Source organism: Limnobacter sp. (assembly GCF_036846585.1).
In the GTDB taxonomy this organism is placed as follows: Bacteria; Pseudomonadota; Gammaproteobacteria; order Burkholderiales; family Burkholderiaceae_B; genus Limnobacter.
On the sequence record NZ_DAIUBR010000004.1, the window covers coordinates 56,071 to 74,751 of the forward strand.

The 18,681-nt window shown below is 53.4% G+C and carries 19 protein-coding genes; 5 read left to right on the forward strand and 14 right to left on the reverse strand.

The features are described from left to right. Positions 1-7 precede the first annotated feature (7 nt). The 4 genes from V7028_RS03150 to V7028_RS03165 are packed head-to-tail and all read right to left on the reverse strand — an operon-like array spanning position 8 to position 3,054. Entirely contained in the window at positions 8-1,369 is a 1,362-nt protein-coding gene (locus V7028_RS03150) for a type II and III secretion system protein family protein (RefSeq protein WP_334118652.1), read from the reverse strand. Beyond that, the gene (cpaB, locus tag V7028_RS03155; protein ID WP_334118653.1) at positions 1,366-2,328 is read right to left on the reverse strand and encodes a Flp pilus assembly protein CpaB; all 963 of its coding nucleotides are present in this window, start codon (positions 2,326-2,328) and stop codon (positions 1,366-1,368) included. The genes V7028_RS03150 and cpaB overlap by 4 nt, the downstream gene beginning before the upstream one ends. 24 nt (positions 2,329-2,352) lie before the next feature. Then, on the reverse strand, positions 2,353-2,847 hold the full coding sequence (locus V7028_RS03160; RefSeq protein WP_334118654.1) for a TadE/TadG family type IV pilus assembly protein: 495 nt from the start codon (positions 2,845-2,847) through the stop codon (positions 2,353-2,355). Positions 2,848-2,868: 21 nt separating this feature from the next. Continuing rightward, the gene (locus V7028_RS03165) at positions 2,869-3,054 is read right to left on the reverse strand and encodes a Flp family type IVb pilin (RefSeq protein WP_334118655.1); all 186 of its coding nucleotides are present in this window, start codon (positions 3,052-3,054) and stop codon (positions 2,869-2,871) included. Positions 3,055-3,304: 250 nt separating this feature from the next. Here V7028_RS03165 and V7028_RS03170 point away from each other — a divergent pair, with 250 nt between their 5' ends. The 5 genes from V7028_RS03170 to V7028_RS03190 all read left to right on the forward strand — a co-directional run bounded on the left by V7028_RS03170 (position 3,305) and on the right by V7028_RS03190 (position 9,944). Further along, positions 3,305-4,048, forward strand: coding sequence for a hypothetical protein (locus tag V7028_RS03170; protein ID WP_334118656.1), 744 nt, complete (start codon positions 3,305-3,307; stop codon positions 4,046-4,048). Positions 4,049-4,155: 107 nt separating this feature from the next. After that, a complete protein-coding gene (locus tag V7028_RS03175) occupies positions 4,156-7,743 on the forward strand; it encodes an indolepyruvate ferredoxin oxidoreductase family protein (protein ID WP_334118657.1) in 3,588 nt (1,195 codons plus the stop codon). After that, positions 7,718-8,653 (forward strand): PPK2 family polyphosphate kinase, encoded by a 936-nt coding sequence (locus tag V7028_RS03180; RefSeq protein ID WP_334118658.1) that lies wholly within the window; start codon positions 7,718-7,720, stop codon positions 8,651-8,653. The genes V7028_RS03175 and V7028_RS03180 overlap by 26 nt, the downstream gene beginning before the upstream one ends. 45 nt (positions 8,654-8,698) lie before the next feature. Continuing rightward, the gene (locus tag V7028_RS03185) at positions 8,699-9,043 is read left to right on the forward strand and encodes a hypothetical protein (RefSeq protein WP_334118659.1); all 345 of its coding nucleotides are present in this window, start codon (positions 8,699-8,701) and stop codon (positions 9,041-9,043) included. Between the two features lie 589 nt (positions 9,044-9,632). Further along, the gene (locus V7028_RS03190; protein ID WP_334118660.1) at positions 9,633-9,944 is read left to right on the forward strand and encodes a hypothetical protein; all 312 of its coding nucleotides are present in this window, start codon (positions 9,633-9,635) and stop codon (positions 9,942-9,944) included. A 12-nt stretch (positions 9,945-9,956) separates the two neighbouring features. Here the strand turns inward: V7028_RS03190 and rfaE2 are convergent, their stop codons facing one another. The 10 genes from rfaE2 to V7028_RS03240 form a co-directional block, all read right to left on the reverse strand. Beyond that, positions 9,957-10,451, reverse strand: coding sequence for a D-glycero-beta-D-manno-heptose 1-phosphate adenylyltransferase (rfaE2, locus tag V7028_RS03195; protein ID WP_334118661.1), 495 nt, complete (start codon positions 10,449-10,451; stop codon positions 9,957-9,959). 14 nt (positions 10,452-10,465) lie between these two features. Next, a complete protein-coding gene (locus V7028_RS03200; RefSeq protein WP_334118662.1) occupies positions 10,466-11,329 on the reverse strand; it encodes a ferritin-like domain-containing protein in 864 nt (287 codons plus the stop codon). Positions 11,330-11,461: 132 nt separating this feature from the next. Next, positions 11,462-11,938 (reverse strand): nuclear transport factor 2 family protein, encoded by a 477-nt coding sequence (locus V7028_RS03205; protein WP_334118663.1) that lies wholly within the window; start codon positions 11,936-11,938, stop codon positions 11,462-11,464. Continuing rightward, entirely contained in the window at positions 11,935-12,732 is a 798-nt protein-coding gene (locus V7028_RS03210) for an SDR family NAD(P)-dependent oxidoreductase (RefSeq protein ID WP_334118664.1), read from the reverse strand. Before V7028_RS03210 ends, V7028_RS03205 begins: the two co-directional genes overlap by 4 nt. Before the next feature lie 12 nt (positions 12,733-12,744). Next, a complete protein-coding gene (locus V7028_RS03215; protein ID WP_334118665.1) occupies positions 12,745-13,311 on the reverse strand; it encodes a DUF3833 domain-containing protein in 567 nt (188 codons plus the stop codon). After that, the gene (locus V7028_RS03220; protein WP_334118666.1) at positions 13,308-14,708 is read right to left on the reverse strand and encodes an MFS transporter; all 1,401 of its coding nucleotides are present in this window, start codon (positions 14,706-14,708) and stop codon (positions 13,308-13,310) included. The genes V7028_RS03215 and V7028_RS03220 overlap by 4 nt, the downstream gene beginning before the upstream one ends. Positions 14,709-14,720: 12 nt before the next feature. After that, entirely contained in the window at positions 14,721-15,293 is a 573-nt protein-coding gene (locus V7028_RS03225; RefSeq protein WP_334118667.1) for a chalcone isomerase family protein, read from the reverse strand. Next, positions 15,290-16,516, reverse strand: coding sequence for a cyclopropane-fatty-acyl-phospholipid synthase family protein (locus V7028_RS03230; RefSeq protein ID WP_334118668.1), 1,227 nt, complete (start codon positions 16,514-16,516; stop codon positions 15,290-15,292). The genes V7028_RS03225 and V7028_RS03230 overlap by 4 nt, the downstream gene beginning before the upstream one ends. Continuing rightward, positions 16,513-17,340, reverse strand: a complete 828-nt coding sequence (locus V7028_RS03235; RefSeq protein WP_334118669.1) for a DUF1365 domain-containing protein — start codon at positions 17,338-17,340, stop codon at positions 16,513-16,515. Before V7028_RS03235 ends, V7028_RS03230 begins: the two co-directional genes overlap by 4 nt. Further along, positions 17,340-18,653 (reverse strand): NAD(P)/FAD-dependent oxidoreductase, encoded by a 1,314-nt coding sequence (locus V7028_RS03240; protein WP_334118670.1) that lies wholly within the window; start codon positions 18,651-18,653, stop codon positions 17,340-17,342. The genes V7028_RS03235 and V7028_RS03240 overlap by 1 nt, the downstream gene beginning before the upstream one ends. Positions 18,654-18,681: the final 28 nt, after the last annotated feature.

Sequence of the window (18,681 nt, forward strand, 5' to 3'; positions counted from 1 at the left end):
ATCCCCTTTAGTTTTTGGTGAAGCCAGGTACAGGCTCTTCTGCAGACGGCAGGAAGAGTTGGCTCCAGACACTGCGTGGCCGCATACCCACATTCTGGCCCGGCAACGCCAGGGCAGGTGCATCGGCGGCACGCGGTTTCACAAAACGAGGGGTCACAATGATCAGCAGTTCCTTGTCTTCCCGGCTGTATGTGTTGCCTTTGAAAAAGGCGCCCAGAATTGGAATTTCAGACAACCACGGCACCCGGTTGGCGTTCGCAATAATGTTTCTGCTGATCAAACCACCAATCACGAAGCTTTGATTTTCACCCAGTTCAACGGTCGTGCTGGCCCGGCGCGTCAGGATGGCTGGCACCAGCACGCCTTGAATGGACGTGCCGCGTGAAAAGTCGAGGTCGCTGACTTCCGGCGACACGCGAAGTGCAATTGTTTTGTTTGACAAAATGGTGGGCGTGAAACTTAAACCAACACCAAATTTTTTGTATTCAATGCCAATGGTGCCGTTGCCGGAGGGTACGGGAATCGGAATTTCACCACCCGCAAGAAAGGATGCATCCTGGCCCGATTGGGCAATCAGGGAGGGTTCTGCCAACACCTTGGCATAGCCATCGGCCTGGAGGATATTCAGGTTGGCAGTCAAGTCACCAGCCAGGTTGCCCAGGGTCAATCCAAAAGCGTTCGCCACCGATGAACTACCTGATGCAACGGGGTTTGAAATCCCGTAACTGAATTCCCCTCCGTTGAACTGGCCCGCCAGGTTAATCCCCAAACGCTGCAATTCGCTGCGTGTGAATTCAACCACCTTTACGTCCACCTGCACGGTGCCCGATGTTTGAATGGTGGCCTGATCAATCAGTTCGGCTGGTTTGCCGTCGGGGCCAGGTTTCACAAGACTTTCGCGTGCTTGCTGGTAGGTGCCCACATCGGGTGTTGAGCCTGACAACTTCAGCACTTGTCCTTCGGTTTCCAGGCTCAGGTCTTTCAGTGTGGAAATGGTTTCCGCCGCTTTGCCGGTCACTGCGATGGTGATGACCCGTGCCATGCTGGCGCCCCGGTCCCAGATCAGCAGCGATGTGGATCCTGTTTTCAAACCGGTTACCAACACACCTGCGTTTTTCCCGCCACGATCGGTCGGTTTCAACACGGTGACGGATGCAATGCCGGGATCGCCAATGGACACCCGTGCTGGTATGCCGGGCAGGCTGATTACCTTTTGAAACCCAGTGCTCAGTGTCAATACGAAAGGCGCAGCGCTGGGTGCGGCTTCCGGGGTTTGCCCTGTGGCAATTTGTGGTGCAATCAATCCTGTCGATGCAATCAACGCGATTGCCGCAAGCACGCGTTTCAGTGGGACCTTTTTATTGTTCATCGCGCTGTTTCCCGGGTTGTTTCTCCACCGCGAATCATCTCCACTGTGGCAGCTTCTGCACTTCGTTGTGACGTTTGAGGTGGTTTTTTATTTTCTTTGGTGTTGCTGCTACCTGGTAACACGGTGTTGCCCAGGGAGGTACCTGCAAATGCCTTGTCGCTGGCGCTCAATTCAACCGGGGGTTGGGGCTTCAATACTTTTCCGTCGGCCGACTTCACGGGCAAGGGTTTCAGCACCGTGTCCGCTTGCGGGTATTTGGCAAGGTCCGGTACTTCTTCGTCTTCCGGGCCACGCAGCACCACAAACAACTCACCTTGCGACTGGGCAATGGCCAGTGTGTTGATGTCGGCGGTGGGTACCTCCACCATCAGGGCGCGTTGACGAACCTGTTTGTTGTTGACGTCTTTCTCGTTGGTGTTGGTGGTTTCTGGTGCGTTAACCAGTTGTTCACCCACCGACAGCACGCGCAACCTGGGCATTACCATGCGCGACAGGGTTTGTTCTACATCCCGGGTGTTGGATTTGAAAATCGAGAACACGTCCACGTAGTCGCCGGGTTTGATTTTGCCAGTCGCCACATTGTTCTCATCCAGCCGCAGGGCGAAAGCGCGGTAACCTTCACGCACTTCAGCAGCCACCGCGCCAGATTCAAAATATTGGTTGGTAACTGGCAGGCCTTTGCCGATGTTGAACAAGGGTTTTTTGCCAATGACATCGCCAATGTCTGTGAAAGCACCATTGGGTGCGATTGCAAATTTGTCCACCTTCAACATGTCGGGGGTGACAGGCTTGCCAAACTGAATCTCGGTGGTGCTGACCACCACAGGAAACCTTTCAAGCTCGGTTTTGATGGCGTCACCACTTTTTTGAACATTTTGCCCGGAAAGAAAAGCCATGACCATGAAGATCAGCCCAACGCCCAACAGCAGCAGTGCGAATATTTTTGTTTTACCTGACATGTCGCAAAAGACTCCCGGTTCAAATTAAAGTGCGTTGGTGTTTTGGTACAAAACAACGGCGGTGGCGCCCAGTTGTTGTGGCAAAAAAGTGTCCGAAAAAGGAATGTTGGATAAAAACGGATTTTCGGCAGGGTTGAAAAAACCGCGAAATTCCAGGCAATTCAATGAAGGGTTGGTGCCAGCGCCCAAGGCGTTGCCACAATCGGCTGCACCAGAAAGTTGCTGGGATGAAAAACTGAACCCCGCCGGGTAAATGGCACTCGGCAGGGAATTCAACAGCAGTTGGCGTGCTGCGGCTTCGGGGTCGGCAGTACTGCCCGCAATAGCAACACTGCGGGCGCCTTGGGAAACTGCCGAACTTAACGTGTGCTGAACCATGAACACCAGGCTGAAACCCACGATCCCGAAAATAACTGTGAGTATGATGGGCAACATCAGGGTCAACTCCACAAGCTGGGCTCCGCGCTGTTGTGAAGCGCGGTGCGTTCCTTGAAAGCTGGGCCAGGTATTGTTTGTCATCACGCTAGGTTATTCACGAAATCAGGTTGTTGCGGCAGTGATTTTAGCAATGATGGCGTCGAAAGCCGTGTCCAAACCAGTACCCAATACGGCAAATGCCGCCACCGCAATACCCACCACCAACGCTGCAATCACCGCGTACTCAATCAGTGATGCACCATCTTCTTTACGCTTCAAAACCAATCGTTTGTTTGTTACTTTGATCATGAAATTCACTCCTTCGTGAAAACATCGAACTCAAGGTCGAATATCCCCATAATAGGGGTACACCATTTGGATCAAAACAGAGATCAGAACGTAGATTTGGCCGTCTATTCACGATTTTGACCCCAAGGTTCAAAGTAATCGTAGGCAATTACACCCAAAATGATTACACCCTGTGAGTTACGATAGTAAACCAAGTCTGTAATTTGTTGCTTGTTCCTGTTAGAAACAATTTGCTTTTGATGAATTATTCATGCTGAAGACCAGTTTACCCAGAACCCTTTTGGGGCCCCTCCACGCCGCGTTTGGTTTTGTAACGGGTGGAGTGCCCGAATCCAAAGAGCCCGGCAAGGCAAAAAGGCCTTACGACCGTTCGAAGGAGATTACCCAAAAAGCCTGCGCCAAGGCGGCTGCTGTGTCGGGTGGGCTTGCCTTGCCTGTTGGTCCGCTGGGCATGTTGACCGTGTTGCCCGACCTGGTACTGGTGTGGCGCATTCAGGCACAAATGGTGGCTGACATTGCCGCGGCGTTCGGTCACGAAAAACCACTGACCGAACAAGACTTGATGAGTTGCCTGTTCAGCCATGTGGCGGGAACCGCCCTGCGGGAATATGAACGGGCCATTCCGATCGAGCACGAGGACAAGCCAGGTCAATCCATCCTTGATTTGATTGATCGTTTCACACGCAGCGGCAGCCGGGATCTGGCCGTGCGGGTTTCAAAACAAATCGGGCAAGCCGTGATTGAACGCGTGGCCAAGCGGGCGGCTTCCAGAATTGTGCCTTTGGCGGGGGCGGCCATTGTGTCGGCTTACGCTGCGCTGGACACCAAGGAAGTTGCACGCACTGCGGTGGAGATGTTCTCGGGTGACAAACTGCCTGCGCGCAAAAACAGGAAAAGCTATCCACGCGCTGAAGAAATGTTCAACGCAGACACTGTTAAAGACATCCATCTGGATGACGATGTGTTTGTAAAGCCCGACCCATCGGGGGCTTGAACGCCCATGGGCTCTGTGTAAAACTGAAGCAAGCCCCGCGCTTCCCACAAGGCAACGCGGCACCTCACATTCGCAGGAGCCTATCCGTTCCGTGGAGGATTGTGGTCATGAACGCCCCGTATCACCCGCTACACCGCGCTGTTTCGCTGCAAGACAAATACATCCTTCCGAAAGGCCGAATTTACATTACCGGCACCCAGGCACTGGTTCGCCTCACGCTGCTGCAGGCCGAGCTGGACCGCCTCAATGGGTTGAATACCGGTGGTTTTGTATCGGGTTACCGTGGTTCACCATTGGGTGGGGTAGATCAGGCTTTCTGGGCTGCCAAACAATTTATAAAGCCAGCCAACATTTATTTTCAGCCCGGTTTGAATGAAGATCTTGCCGCCACCTCGGTGTGGGGCAGCCAGCAATTGAATCTGTTTCAGGGGGCAAAGGTCGATGGCGTATTTGGCATGTGGTACGGCAAAGGGCCGGGTGTAGACCGCAGTCTGGATGTGTTCAAACATGCCAATGCGGCGGGCACGTCGAAGCACGGCGGGGTGCTGCTGGTGGCTGGTGATGACCATGCTGCGAAAAGCTCCACCTTGCCGCATCAATCGGACCACGTACTGAAAGCCGCGATGATCCCGGTGTTGTTTCCCAGCAATGTGCAGGAAATTCTTGATTTCGGCATATTGGGTTATGCCATGAGCCGTTACGCAGGTGTGTGGGTTGGCTTCAAAACCGTGGCCGATGTGGTGGAATGTTCTGCCGTGGTGGACATCGACCCACAGCGCCAACGCATTGTGTTACCCAGTGATTTCAGCATGCCTGAAGGTGGCTTGAACATTCGCTGGCCCGACACAGCGCTGGCACAGGAAGCCAGGCTGATTGACCACAAGCTGTATGCCGCGCTGGCATTTTGCCGCGCCAACAAAATCAACCGCACCGTGATTGATTCACCACACGCCCGCATCGGCATTGTGGCCACAGGCAAGGCGTACCAAGACACGCTGCAGGCTTTGAGCGACTTGGGTTTGACCCCCCAACGCTGTGCCGACATTGGTTTGCGTGTGTACAAAGTGGGCATGGTGTGGCCGCTTGATGCGGTGGGCATTCGGGAATTTGCCCAAGGCCTGCAGGAAATTCTGGTGATCGAGGAAAAGCGCCAGCTGGTGGAATACCAGATCAAGGAAGAGCTGTACGCCTGGCGGGAAGACGTTCGCCCCAAGGTGTATGGCAAGTTTGATGAACGCCTTGCACAGGACGGGCGCGAGGGTGGGGAATGGTCGCTGCCACAGGGCAATTGGCTTTTGCCAAGCCACAATGAGCTGGACCCGGCGCTGATTGCGCAGGCCATTGCCAAGCGGCTGCTGCACCTCGCGCTGCCTGAGGATATTCAGGCCTACATCGGCAACCGGATTCGCGCCATTGAACAGCGCCAGCAGGTGGGCCATGCCAATCATTTGCCCGTGGAGCGCAAACCTTACTTTTGTTCAGGTTGCCCGCACAACACCTCCACCAAAGTACCGGAAGGAAGCCGTGCCATGGCGGGCATTGGTTGCCACTACATGGCAGTGTGGATGGACCGCAGCACCGAAACATTTACGCAAATGGGGGGCGAGGGTGTGCCCTGGATCGGGCAGGCACCCTTCACGGAAACACAACATGTGTTTGCCAACCTGGGCGATGGTACCTATTTCCATTCCGGCATTCTGGCCATTCGTGCCAGTGTGTCTGCGGGCGTGAACATTACCTACAAACTGTTGTACAACGACGCGGTTGCCATGACCGGCGGGCAACACCTGGACGGCACACTAACTGTGCCGCAACTGACGCGCCAGCTGGCTGCCGAGGGCGTTGCGAAAATTGTGATTGTCAGCGACAACCCGGATGCGCACCGCCGCAATTTGCAGCACGATCTGAAAGCCGACGGCATTGATGTGTTCGATCGCCGCGAGCTGGACGCCGTACAAAAAATGCTGCGTGACACCCAAGGCACCACTGTGCTGATTTACGAACAGACCTGTGCCTCGGAAAAACGCCGCAGGCGCAAACGCACCGACCCGGCAACAGGGCAGCCACTGTTTCCCAACCCCGCCAAGCGCGTGTTGATCAACCCACGCGTGTGCGAGGGCTGTGGCGATTGTTCAAAGCATTCCAACTGTTTGTCGATTGAACCTGTTTCCACACCTTGGGGTGTGAAGCGAACCATCAACCAGTCCACCTGCAACAAAGACTACAGCTGCCTGGAAGGGCTGTGCCCAAGTTTGGTGACCGTGGAAGGCGGTGAGCTGAAACAGCATTCAGGAACTGCCGATGCGGGGGTAATTTCCAAAGCGTGTGCTGAGCTTTCTCAGCCCGAGTTCACCATTCACCCAGATGATTTGAATCACCGTTACGCCGTATTGATCAACGGTGTGGGTGGCACGGGTGTGGTGACCATCGGTGCCTGGTTGGGCATGGCGGCGCATTTGCAGGGTATGGAAGCCTTGGGGCTGGACATGGCGGGCCTCGCGCAAAAAGGCGGGGCGGTGTTCTCGCATTTTCAGTTTGCCCCAAGCGGGTTCGCACTGGCGTCATCAAAAATTCCGGTGGGCGAAGCCGACCTGATGATTGGCGGCGACCTGTTGGTGTCAGCCCATGAAAAAACGCTGGAACTTTTGAACAACAATGCCTTTGCAGTGGTAAATACCGACACCCCGCCCACCGCAGACTTCATCAGCCAGCGCGACTGGTGCGCCCCGGTGGATGCGATGCACGATGACATTGCACGCGCGTTGAGCAACCCACAAAAGCAATACCAGCCTATACGCGCCCAGTGGCTTGCAGGCCAATTGTTGGGCGACACCGTGTATGCCAACGCCCTGTTGTTGGGGGTGGCTTGGCAGCGCGGGTATTTGCCCCTGCATTTGGCTGCTTTGCGCAACGCCATTGAATTGAATGGCGTGAAAGTTGCCGAGAACTTGCTGGCCTTTGATTTGGGGCGCTTGGCTGCGCAGAACCCCGATGCCTTGAACGCACTTCTCAACAACGCGGACACCCCCCGCAAAGCTGAAACGGCAGATGACATGCTGCAACGCTACCAGGCGGAGTTGCAGCAATATCAAAACCAGGCATTGGCCGATCGGTTCAACGCCAGGGTACTGCCTTTGCGTGAGGTGTTTGAGTCGCAAGGACAGGCCCACCAGTGGGTGCGCCTGTGCAGCACGTATTTCAAACTGTTGGCATTCAAGGATGAATACGAGGTGGCCCGCCTGCACACCGACCCGGCTTGGGTGAAGGGTGCAATGGGGCAGTTTGAACCCAAGGCACGGTTGTATTTTCACTTTGCACCCACGTGGCTGGCAGGTGACAGTGCGCGCCCGCGAAAAATAAAACTGGGTCCCTGGATTCAAGTGGTGCTTAAGGCATTGGCGGCGGTGCGAGCTATTCGGGGCACCTGGATGGACCCGTTCAAGGGTAGTTTAGAGCGTAAAAACCAGACTTTACTCGTCGGCTGGTTTGAAACATGGATAGAACTGATGCACAATAATCCTTCAATGTTGCACCACAGCAAAAGTGTGGGGCAAGTACTTGACCTGTTTAACCAAGTGAAAGGTTTCGGTCAGGTACGTGTTGAATCATTTGATAAAGTGCGGTTCGAGATTCAAAAGTCCGTGGAATACAAGCCCAAGCTGGATCAGTATGACCAAAACAGACAACAAACCTGACACCAAAGTCGCCAAACGAAAAGAGTCCAAGCGCTCTGAGAAAGTACTCCCCCACGCCTTGGTGCCGGAAAGCCAGTGGGAAATTCTGGGCCAGGCCTGCATGGTCAATGGCAAGGCAGTACGTTTGCGCCAGTGGCCCACGCGCTATGGTGACATGCCTTCCAATGAGGACATGCACGAGCGGGTGGATCAATTGTCCGATCGGCTCAATGAATTGTTGACCTGCCTGTACGCGCAGGGCGAGCACAAATTGCTCGTGATTTTGCAGGGCATGGATACGTCCGGCAAAGACGGTGCGGCGCGCGCCATCATGCGTTCTGTGCACCCCATGGCTTTGCGCATGGTGTCATTCAAAGAGCCTTCTGAACAAGAGGCCGCACATGATTTCCTGTGGCGTGTTCATCCCCATGTTCCGGGTACTGGGCAGTCGGTTATTTTCAATCGCTCGCATTATGACGGCATCATCATGCCCATCATTCACAACAATGTGCCTGCCAGCTGGATTGAAGAGCGCATTCGGCAAGCCAACGACTTTGAACGGCTTTTGGTTGAAACAGACACCACTGTGCTTAAGATCTTTTTGAACATTTCACGCGAGGAACAACACCAACGCATGATCGACCGCTGGGAGTCCGTGGACAAACGGTGGAAGCTGACTGAAAAAGACCTGCATTGTGGTGAGAATTACAGCATGTATGCCAATGCATACGAGCAGGTGCTGGAAAAAACCTGCACCAAGCATGCGCCGTGGTGGATTATCCCTGCTGATCACAAAGGGCTGCGCAATATGTTGGTGGCTGAAATTCTGGTGGGCACGCTGGAGAGGATGGGGCTGGCTTGGCCGGAACCCGATCCGGCTGTGGTCAAAAGCGAGTTCTGGAAGAAAACGTCAACCGCCCATGGATCGTAATCGTTATTATGGTTCCCAAACAAACTTTGACAGGGGACTTTACTTATGAATAAAACGACTTTGAAATTCGCCATTGCTACCAGTGCGCTTGTGTTTTCTGCATCATCCATGGCTGTTGGCCTTGGGGTCAATGCAGGGGTTGGCGTGAATGCCAAGGTGCCCGGTGTATCTGTGGATGCAGACGCAAAGGCGGATGCAAATGCAAATGCCGATTTGAAAGGCAAGTCCAGTGCAGCCGTCAAGGGTGCGAAATCTCAGGGCGATGAAATGCGCAATGAGGCCGGTGCCTTGCATTCTGAAGCGAAAGGCGAGGCAGGTAAACGCACGAACCAATTGAAGTCGGCAACGGATGTGAATGCAAATGCCGACGTGAAAGCTGACAAGAAATAATTTTCAGTTAAATTGCTGTGCTTAAAGATGCCCCTTCGGGGGCATTTTTTTTGAATTTGTGGGCAGGGAATATTTTCTTCGAACATTATTCATGCCTCAGTCAAGTGATGCGTTTGTCTGGGTTTTGACGCTTTTACAGGCCCTCGATATGCTTTGAGCCAAGTTAAACGATAAGCGAGGTTGGATATGCAGTTCCGTTTGTATGCCGTGGGCTTAAATGTGGGTATTCCAAAAACCATTTTGGGAGTGGATCTGGTTTCTTTCATTTGTCTTCAATTGCGGTCGTCTGCTGGAGGGCCACAGCGCACGTACCAGATGATCGAAGGTGCTACTTGGGTAATCCCAGTGGTTCCATGTTACTAAGCGCTATCAGCACGCACTGGCACAATTTGTCGGTCGGTGAGTCCAGGGCAACAGTGACCATTCGATCATTAGACTCTGACAATCGTCCAATTCTATTCACTGAAAGAGTCGCAATTGATGTTCAAGGTGTCTTGTTGGCTGAACTGAAGTTTACTGGCAAATTCCGGTTGATGACCAAAGGATCAAGAGGTTCAGGTAATCAACAACTTAGCAAGGTTTACGGTCTGTGAAAGTTGCTCTACTCAAGGCATTTAATTTCTTTTTGTTGCTTCAGATTGCCCTGATGTGCCTTTCATTGGCATTTGTCGATCAAGCATTAATGGCTTGGTGGACAGATTCGGCCTTGAATTCCGATGAGCCTGATTTGCTGCTTATGTGGTCGCCGCCAGTTGTTTCAGCACTGGTTCTCGTCGCTGTAATCACCAAGGAGTTTAGGTTGGAGTCTATTTCAACCCGGCTGATGCTGAACATAAGCGCACTTTTGGTGTTGTTTGCTTTTGCTTATGCTTGGCTTTACTGGTCGTTACTCTATGTGTAAGAAAAATCAGGCTTAAAGTTTGCGAATTTTTTCCAGTGTGGCGGTGGTGCTGCGTTCGTGTTCAAACGCAATTGAAAGTGCGGTACCGCCCCAGCTTTGTACTTCTTTGGCACCCACCATTTTTTCAACAGGCCAATCGCCACCTTTCACCAATACATCCGGGCGTGCCGCCAAAATTGCATTCAATGGTGTGTCTTCTTCGAAGTAAGTTACCAAAGCCACGCATTCCAGTGCGGCCAACACATGCATGCGGTCAGCTTGTGTATTGATAGGGCGGTCTGGCCCTTTGCCCAGGCGCTTCACGGATTCATCCGAATTCACCGCCACAATCAGGCTTTGGCCTTCCTGGGCTGCCTGGTCCAGGTAAGTGACATGCCCGCGGTGTAGCAAATCAAAAACCCCGTTGGTGAACACCACGGGGCCTTTGAGTTGTTTGGCGCGCTCAGCCAATTCTGAGGGGTGGCACACTTTTTTTTCAAAGCGTGCCGGCTTTCCGGTTGTTGTCATGGTTTACAGGTCTGTCAGGCCGCGTTGCCAACAGGCGGTTCTGTTGCACCCAAGCGCGCCATCACTTCTTTGCGGTAGCGGTTCAGGTCTTGCACCGATTCAAAGGTGCGTTCAAACAGCAGACTCATGTTGTGCAAAATGCGGTCAATCACTTTCTTTTCCCATTCCGCATCAAACCGAATTTGACCGTCCAGCCAGTTTTCCAGCCAATCGGGGTCGGGCAAGCGGCTTTGCACCGTGTCGTTGGGGAACAAGTCTTTGTTTACATGCAAATTAGTGGGGTGCAGTGGTTTTTGGGTGCGACGGGCCGAGGCCATCAATACACCAATTTTGCTGAATGCGGCACGTGCACTGTCGCCGGCCTCCACCAAGGCTTTTTTCATGTAACGCAGGTAAGCGCCGCCGTGGCGAGCTTCATCGTGGGAAATGATTTTGTAGATCTGCTTGATCACGGGTTCGGTATGCCAATCCGAGGCGCAACGGTACCAATGGTTCAGGCGAATTTCTCCGCAGAAGTGCAGCATCAGTGTCTCATGCGGCGGGGCCGGGTCGAATTCAAAGCGCACGGCATGCAGCTCTTCTTCGGTTGGCAGCAAATCGGGGCGGAAGCGGCGCAGGTATTCCATCAAGACCAGCGAGTGCTTTTGTTCCTCGAAGAACCAGATCGACATGAATGCCGAAAAATCACTGTCGTGTTTGTTGTCGCGCAAGAACATTTCAGTGGCGGGCAGGGCCGACCACTCGGTGATCGCGTTCATCTTAATGGTTTGGGCCTGCTCTTCAGACAGCCTGGAGGCATCGAACTGGTCCCAGTGGATGTCTTTTTCCATGTTCCAACGAACGGACTCCAATGATCTGAATAATTCTGGATACAACATGTTGTTCCGCCTTCACTGAATTGATCTGACTTTATGATTTTAACAAGACATGTCATGAAGCGCATGAAGATTTGGTGACACGGGGCATTTATGTGCACATTTGTACGCTGAAAAATGCATTTACCCGTTGATTTAGCCTGCCTGTTTCTTCAGCCAGCGCATAAGCCCGCCCAGAACCGGGATCTTTTCGTAAAGTTCTTCAGCCGTATCCCAGTAGTCCCTATGGGATTGTACAAGCCCGTTTTGGTTCAACAACAGGTGTGATGAACCCTTGATGCACTGTACTTGCCCCGCCTTGAAGCGCTTCATTTCAAACAGAAAATGCCAGGCCATGAACACCTGCTGCCCCGATTCGAATGCCGTGTGCACGACAAAGCGCGGTTTGTCCACCTGGTGGAACATGTCTCCAAAAATACGTTGAATGTCTTCAACCCGGTTCACTTCGTTGAATGGGTCTTTGAAGTAAGCATTCGTCGCATAGAACGTGGGCATGTCGGCCACTGTTTGCTCGGTGATGTGTTCAAAAAAATCAATCAGCCTTCGCAGTGGAACGGACAGCTGTTGGCGTTCCAGCGGAGCCAGTCCACTTGGTTTATTTGGCGTACTCATTGCTCCGCAACCGGTTTGTTTTTGTTGGCTGTCATTTTGCGCACCGCTGCAAAATACAGGGAATACGGCAGAATTCGCAAGGTTCGCAGGGTCCGTGTGAAAGCTTTGGGGAAGTGGATCTCGAACTCGCCTTTTTCAAGGCCGGTGATGATTTCCTGTGCGGCTTTTTCAGCGGTGATCAAGAAAGGCATCGGGAATGTATTTTTGCGAGTCAGCGGGGTATCCACAAATCCTGGATTCACTACACTGACGCCCACATGGTGCGGTTGCAACTCAACATGCAATGCTTCGGCCAGGTTGATCAACGCTGCTTTGGTGGGGCCATAGGCCAGTGAATTGGGCAGACCGCGATAGCCCGCCACGCTGGAAACAATCGCGATGTGCCCCGATTGCTGTTCAAGCAATTTGGGCAACGCATTGGCCAGCACATGCATGGTGCCGTTCAGGTTCACGTCAATTTGCTGGCGCACCTTTTCAAGATTGAATTCTGTCACTGACATTTCTGAATAAGTGCCCGCCATCAGCACAATCAAATCCACACCACCCCAGGCACCCAAGACACTTTCAAATGCGATCTTCACCGCATTTTGTTGTGTAATGTCCAGCGGCAACGCGGTGGCGTGCCTCAGCTCGCCAGCCAGGGTGGCCAGTTTGTCGGTGCTGCGAGCCGACAGCATTTGCCTGCAACCCAGTTGGTCCAGCTGGCGGGCCAAAGCCTCACCAATGCCGGTGGAGGCACCTATCAACCACACGCGCTTGTTATCCCATTGTGTCAATTTCGGGTTGAAAGCCATGGCAAATCCTTTTTAGTCGCGCTTGCGAAAGCTTAACAACACTTCGCCCATTTCAATGCCAAACTTGCTCATGGTGGCGCGGTTCAGCATCACTTTGTCGTCCATCTGGTACATCCAGTCGTCAAATTGCACTTCATAGGTGCTGCCATCCACGGGCAGCAACATGGTGTACTTCCACTGAAAAGCATTGCCGGAAGTTTCGCCATTCGCCTGCCCCAGCACATCACCCGCAGTGCCGGTGTATTTGTTGCCGTCTTTTTTCAGGGTCCACACGCGTTTTTGGGTGGTGCCGTCAGAATAGGTGAAGTCTTCGTCCAGCACGCCGGTGTTGCCATCCCAAGTGCATTTCATCACCACAGTGAATCGCTTTACCACTTTGCCGGAACGGTCTTGAAACACGCCCCAGGCATCAACGGTACCATTGAAATATTCCTTCAGGTCCAGCGCTGGTTTTTCCTGTGCATAGTCGCTGGGCTGGGGGCTGGCGCAAGCGCTCAATATCAATGCCCCGGCCAGCGCCAGAAAGCCCAGTTGGAGTTGTTGAACCCATCGACGTATTGTTTGAATGCTGTTTGTCATGCGGTGCTCCCGATTGCGGTGTTGGATGTTGTGGTGTTCAGGCTGGCCAAACCACTGCGCCCCAACAATACGATGGCCAGTAATTTCAATGCGCAGGGCACCAGTGCGTAAACCCAGATCAATGGGTCGCCTGCAATTTGCTGCAGAAGACCCATGTTTTGATACGTGTCAGTTGTGGCCATGTCTGCGGAATAATTAAACCATTGCAAGGTGCCTAGTGCAAAGCTGGGGGCCAGCGCCAGGTTGAATTTGTTCACCCAGTTCCACAAGCCAAAATACGTGCCTTCGGTTTTGCCGCGTTCGCCGTTTTCCTCGATCAATCGTGCAACCAGCGCAGCGGGCAATGACAGGTCTGCACCCAATGCGAAGCCTGTCAGTACACACACCAGCAAATAGCCCGCCAAGTCGCCTTCGCCCAATACAATCACGACGATGAAAGCGGGAATGGAAATCACCATGCCCAGCAACCAGGCGCGCGCTAAACCAATTTTACTGGCCAGCCACACCCAGAATACGGTGGAGGCTGCGCCCATCAGAAAATACACGGCAAGTACCCATTGATCGGAATCGCCCAAACCCAAGCGGTCGCGCATGTAAAACGGCACCAACGTGGCAGGCAATGCAGCGGCCAGGCCATTGCACAAAAACACGCCCATCAGTTTGCGAAAGTTGCGCTGACGCATCGGCTGCACAATGTCGGCAAGGCCTTTGCGAATCGCTTTCGCGATACCAGCTTGCGCATTGTTGAATGTCTGCACCAACGCGCTTGCTGAGTGCTGTGCTGTTTGTTGGGCTGCCCGGTCAGGTTGTGGCGAAAATTTCAGCAGCAGGAACATGCCCATAACCAGCATGATTGCAAACACCATGAAAATCAGCCCGGCATTGGTTTCAAGGGCCAGCGACACGGCAAACACCACGCCCAGAATGCCCACGCCTTCACGCACGGCCACGAACGTGGACCGTTCCTTGTCGGTGTGGCCCAGTTCAGCGCCCCAGGATTGATAGGCAATGCTGGCAAAGCTGTAGCCAAGGTGCACCACAATCAGGCTGACCATCAGGCTTGCGGCGTATTCAACCGGGTTGTTGCCCAAGGGGAAAAATACACCAGCCATGCCCAGCAGCAACAGTGGCACTGCCAGCAACAAGGGAAGGGCGTAGCGGTTACCCTGTCCGCTTCGCCGGTCAACCCACAAACCAATGGCCGGGTCCAGCAAGGCATCGAGCAAACGTGAAAGCAGCAGAATAATGCCAACCCAGGCCGATGGGACTTCGTAAATTCTGGAGTACAGGTACGGCACCTGAATGTAAATGGGCACGGCCACCGCACCCAGTGCCCAACCCAGCACGCCATAATTGAGCAGGTCTTTGGCGCTGGTACGGGTGTTGGTTTGGCTCATGTTGGCTGTTGCTTAGCGTTTTTTCAATCCGATCAGTTCACGGCGCATTTCAGGCGCAGAAGTTTTGGGATCAAGCCATATTCCCATGAAGGCCTCAGCCAGTTCCGGGTCGTCTATTTTCGCCAGTGGCAATCCATTGCGAAAGAAATGGACACCCTTGCCCGGGGTGTGCAAGGCGCTCAATGAATGGCCTTTTTCTACGTTTGGCATGATGGCGGTCAACTTGGCCAGCCACACCTTGCGCTTTTCTTCGGTGCCCGCGCCGATGTCTTCCATTTCATCGATGCTGCGCTCGGCAATGTCGCTGCCGTCAAAGCTGCGCGCGTATTTCAGTTCAAGCCACGACGGGTCGCGTTTGTAATTAAACCCTTCGGGCTCAGCACTGGACCACAGCTGCCCGTCGTATACACGCAGGCCAAACCAGCGCAAGGTGCCCCAACCCATCAGCTTGGCGTTCTCGATGGTTTGGGTGACTTGCTTGGGTGGGGGGTTCAAATTCTCATTGGCATTGGTCGCAGGTGCCAGGCCCAGCAGGGCGGCACACAGCAATACATGTTGAATAATTTGAGCCGGGTAAAACTTCATTGGTTCTCCACTTTTTCAAGGTAAAACTGAATCACGTCTGTGCTTTCATATTCGAAACCGGCTTCGCAGTACGCCAGATAAAATTCCCAGGTGCGAATGAAGGGGGCGTCGAATCCCTGGTTTTTCACTTGCTCCAGCGTTTTCATGAACTGGGCACGCCACTGGCGTAATGTTTCAGCATAATCTTTCCCGAATGCTTTTTCGGCGACCACGCGCAAACCGTGCTTTTCTGCCATCGATCTGAATCTGGCCGGTGAGGGCAGCATGCCGCCCGGGAAAATATATTGCTGAATAAAGTCGGTTGATTTGCGGTAGCGTTCAAACAAGGCGTCGTCAATCACGATGGTTTGAATGGCGGCCTTGCCACCGGTTTTCAGCAAACGGTTCACCGATTGAAAATACGCAGGCCAGTATTCTTCACCCACGGCCTCAAACATTTCAATGGATGCAATGTGGTCAAATTGGCCGCGGCAATCGCGGTAATCCTGAAGGCGGAAATCGGCCTGTTCGCCAAAGCCCTGTAGGGCCAGGCGCGTTTTTGCGTAGGCCAACTGCTCAGTGGACAAGGTCAGTCCGACCAAGTTTGCACCAGCTTCGCAAGCCTTTTCGGCAAACCCACCCCAGCCACATCCAATTTCCAGCACCTGCTCACCGGCTTGCGGGTTCAGATAATTCACCATGGCCATGTACTTGGCGTGTTGTGCCTGTTCCAGGCTCAGGCTGGTGTCGCCATCAAACAGCGCGCTGGAATAGGTCATGGTGGGGTCCAGCCAAAGCTGGTAGAACGGATTGCCCAAGTCGTAGTGAGCGTGAATGTTCTTTTTGGCCTGTGTTTTGGTGTTGCGGTTCAGCAGGTGCTTGATTTTGTAAGCAATGCTGCCCAAAAAGCTGCCGTAAATGACCTTCTCGACTGCTTTGCGGTTTTCCAGAAACACGCCCAGCACTGATGCGATGTCGTGGGTTTCCCACTCGCCTGCAATGTAAGCTTCTGCAAAACCGATGTCGCCTGCCTTCAGTGCGCGTTGGCAAACCGCCCAGGAGTTCAGTTTGATCTTCGCGCTGGGCTGGTCATCCTGACCGCCAAACAGCAGGTGCACACCTTCAGGTGTGATCACTTCCAGGCGACCCTTTTTCAGTTTCGTCAGCAGCTTCAGTGTCCACTGGGCAGAAGAGGGGGCGTGGCTTGGCAGTTGGAACTGCGAAAATGTAATGGCTTGTGTCATGCGTCGAATTCGGTCTGCGTAATGGTTTGACGGGGTGGTGCGGGTTTGCCATGAAACTTCGCGCCTTTGAGCAGCAGCTTGATGGCTTGCCAGTGAATTTTTGCGATTACGGCCAATGTAAACCAGCCGTATTTCAATAAGGTTTTACCCCAAAGCGGGGTGCTTGGATGCACCAGTTCACCGCTAACGCTGGTGCTGAGTTGCTGTACTGTGCCTTCAAAATAATTAATGCGTGCAATGACGCGGTCTGCACCGCCTGCGAACCGGAATTCATAGCGGCCGGAAACCGGGAAAAAAGGCGATACATGGAATTCTTTTTTTGCGTGCAACAACAAGCCCCTGTTTAGTGGCGCATTGCTGCCGGGTTTGTTGAGCAGGTAAAAATGGCGTTCGCCGAAGGTGTTGTTCACTTCACACAGCACCGCACGGCACTGTTGCGCTTCATTGTGGAAGTACCAAAAGCTCACCGGGTTGAACACATACCCGAACACTTTGGGGAAAGTGTGCAGGTGGACGTCTCCGGGCAGGGATTCACCCGATTTGAGTTCAATTTTCTGGACCAGCTGTTCTACAAATTCCGGAAACTTCAGGCTGTGTTTTTCCATGCCGTATTGGCTGGCTGACACCGACACAAGGCCTTTGCCATCGACAACCGGGTACCTGGGCAGGCTACTGCCAGGTTTGTGGGCCGGGGCACAGCCAAACACCAAGCGCACAAAACATGCGCCGGTGGTGAATTCATTCGGTTTTGGTTTTTCACGGCGATGCTTTACCAGCCCCCAGGCCAGTTTGACTTCGCGCAATTGAAAACGCCCTTGTGCCATCAAGCAACCTTTTGTCTGGTTGTGGTCAGTTTATTGATCAAGGCATGAGCTGCGTTCAGTCCTGAAGTGTGGCCATCTTCGTGAAAGCCATACTTCATCCATGCGCCAGCCAAATAGACATTGTTCAGGCCTTGAAGCCGCCCCAAGGCCTGTTGGGCCTGAACCGCTGCCAGGTCAAATACCGGGTGCGAGTAATGGATTTCGTGGAACACCTGATTTGCATCGGGGACAACAATCGGGTTCAGGGTCACGAAAACCGGTTTTTCCACAGGAAGTGGTTGAAGCAGGTTGCTCCAGTAGGTGACTGACACACTGGGTTGCGGGTTCAACACATCGCTCAGGTAATTCCACGACGACCAGGTGCTGCGCGTTTTGGGCATCAGCTTGGTGTCGGTGTGCAAATACGCCACATTGGGCTGGTATTTGATGTGTTGTAACTGTTCTTTCTGCGCCTCGTTGCCTTTGATGATCGCCAGGGCTTCGTCGCTGTGGCAGGCCACAACCACGTGGTCAAAGGCTTGATGACCAAGTCGCGTGGTCACAACCGGTTTTGCGGCCGTGGTGTCCACTTCTTGCACTGGCGTGCTTTTGTGGACCACATTAATGAATGGCAAAATTTTATTCACATAGTTGCGGGCGCCATTTTTCACGGTGAACCATCTTGGGCGGTCGTTGACCTGCAGCAGGCCGTGGTTGTGGCAAAACTGGATGAAGGTGGCCAAAGGGAAAGCCAGCATCTGCTCGCTGGGGCATGACCAAATGGCAGCAGCCATCGGGATCAGGTACCAGTCGCGAAATTCGGCGCTGTACTTTTCTTCGATCAGGTAATCGCCCAAATGCATTTTGGCTTTGCTTTGAAACAGGTCGGCACGGCCTGCCTCGGTCACCATGGCGGTGGCTTCTTTGTTGAAGCGCAGAATGTCCAGCAACATGCGGATAAAGCGCGGGCGCAGCAAATTGCGGCGTTGCGCAAACACGGTGTTCAGGTTGGTTCCGGACCATTCAATATTCAGTTCTGGCAAACAGACGGAAAACGACATGTCCGATTCAACCGTCGTCACGTCCAGTTCATCGAACAGGCGGATCAGGTTGGGGTAAGTACGCTCGTTGTACACAAGAAACCCGGTGTCCACTGCCACAGGTGTGCCGTCTACCTCAATGTCCACGGTGTGGGTGTGCCCGCCGATGTAATCGTTGGATTCAAACAGTGTGACGTGTGCGTGGTCGCGCAGGGCATACGCAGCGGTCAGGCCGGAAATGCCGCCGCCGATAACGGCAACTGTTGGCAGGTGATCTTTTGCAATCTGGGTCATGAATAATCTGAAAAAATGAATGGTGTAA

What these genes read in the sequence shown, in the direction of transcription:
- V7028_RS03150 (WP_334118652.1), bottom strand. Translation starts at nt 1,369, where the DNA reads ATGAACAATAAAAAGGTCCCACTGAAACGCGTGCTTGCGGCAATCGCG.
- cpaB (WP_334118653.1), bottom strand. Translation starts at nt 2,328, where the DNA reads ATGTCAGGTAAAACAAAAATATTCGCACTGCTGCTGTTGGGCGTTGGG.
- V7028_RS03160 (WP_334118654.1), bottom strand. Translation starts at nt 2,847, where the DNA reads ATGACAAACAATACCTGGCCCAGCTTTCAAGGAACGCACCGCGCTTCA.
- V7028_RS03165 (WP_334118655.1), bottom strand. Translation starts at nt 3,054, where the DNA reads ATGATCAAAGTAACAAACAAACGATTGGTTTTGAAGCGTAAAGAAGAT.
- V7028_RS03170 (WP_334118656.1), top strand. Translation starts at nt 3,305, where the DNA reads ATGCTGAAGACCAGTTTACCCAGAACCCTTTTGGGGCCCCTCCACGCC.
- V7028_RS03175 (WP_334118657.1), top strand. Translation starts at nt 4,156, where the DNA reads ATGAACGCCCCGTATCACCCGCTACACCGCGCTGTTTCGCTGCAAGAC.
- V7028_RS03180 (WP_334118658.1), top strand. Translation starts at nt 7,718, where the DNA reads ATGACCAAAACAGACAACAAACCTGACACCAAAGTCGCCAAACGAAAA.
- V7028_RS03185 (WP_334118659.1), top strand. Translation starts at nt 8,699, where the DNA reads ATGAATAAAACGACTTTGAAATTCGCCATTGCTACCAGTGCGCTTGTG.
- rfaE2 (WP_334118661.1), bottom strand. Translation starts at nt 10,451, where the DNA reads ATGACAACAACCGGAAAGCCGGCACGCTTTGAAAAAAAAGTGTGCCAC.
- V7028_RS03200 (WP_334118662.1), bottom strand. Translation starts at nt 11,329, where the DNA reads ATGTTGTATCCAGAATTATTCAGATCATTGGAGTCCGTTCGTTGGAAC.
- V7028_RS03205 (WP_334118663.1), bottom strand. Translation starts at nt 11,938, where the DNA reads ATGAGTACGCCAAATAAACCAAGTGGACTGGCTCCGCTGGAACGCCAA.
- V7028_RS03210 (WP_334118664.1), bottom strand. Translation starts at nt 12,732, where the DNA reads ATGGCTTTCAACCCGAAATTGACACAATGGGATAACAAGCGCGTGTGG.
- V7028_RS03215 (WP_334118665.1), bottom strand. Translation starts at nt 13,311, where the DNA reads ATGACAAACAGCATTCAAACAATACGTCGATGGGTTCAACAACTCCAA.
- V7028_RS03220 (WP_334118666.1), bottom strand. Translation starts at nt 14,708, where the DNA reads ATGAGCCAAACCAACACCCGTACCAGCGCCAAAGACCTGCTCAATTAT.
- V7028_RS03225 (WP_334118667.1), bottom strand. Translation starts at nt 15,293, where the DNA reads ATGAAGTTTTACCCGGCTCAAATTATTCAACATGTATTGCTGTGTGCC.
- V7028_RS03230 (WP_334118668.1), bottom strand. Translation starts at nt 16,516, where the DNA reads ATGACACAAGCCATTACATTTTCGCAGTTCCAACTGCCAAGCCACGCC.
- V7028_RS03235 (WP_334118669.1), bottom strand. Translation starts at nt 17,340, where the DNA reads ATGGCACAAGGGCGTTTTCAATTGCGCGAAGTCAAACTGGCCTGGGGG.
- V7028_RS03240 (WP_334118670.1), bottom strand. Translation starts at nt 18,653, where the DNA reads ATGACCCAGATTGCAAAAGATCACCTGCCAACAGTTGCCGTTATCGGC.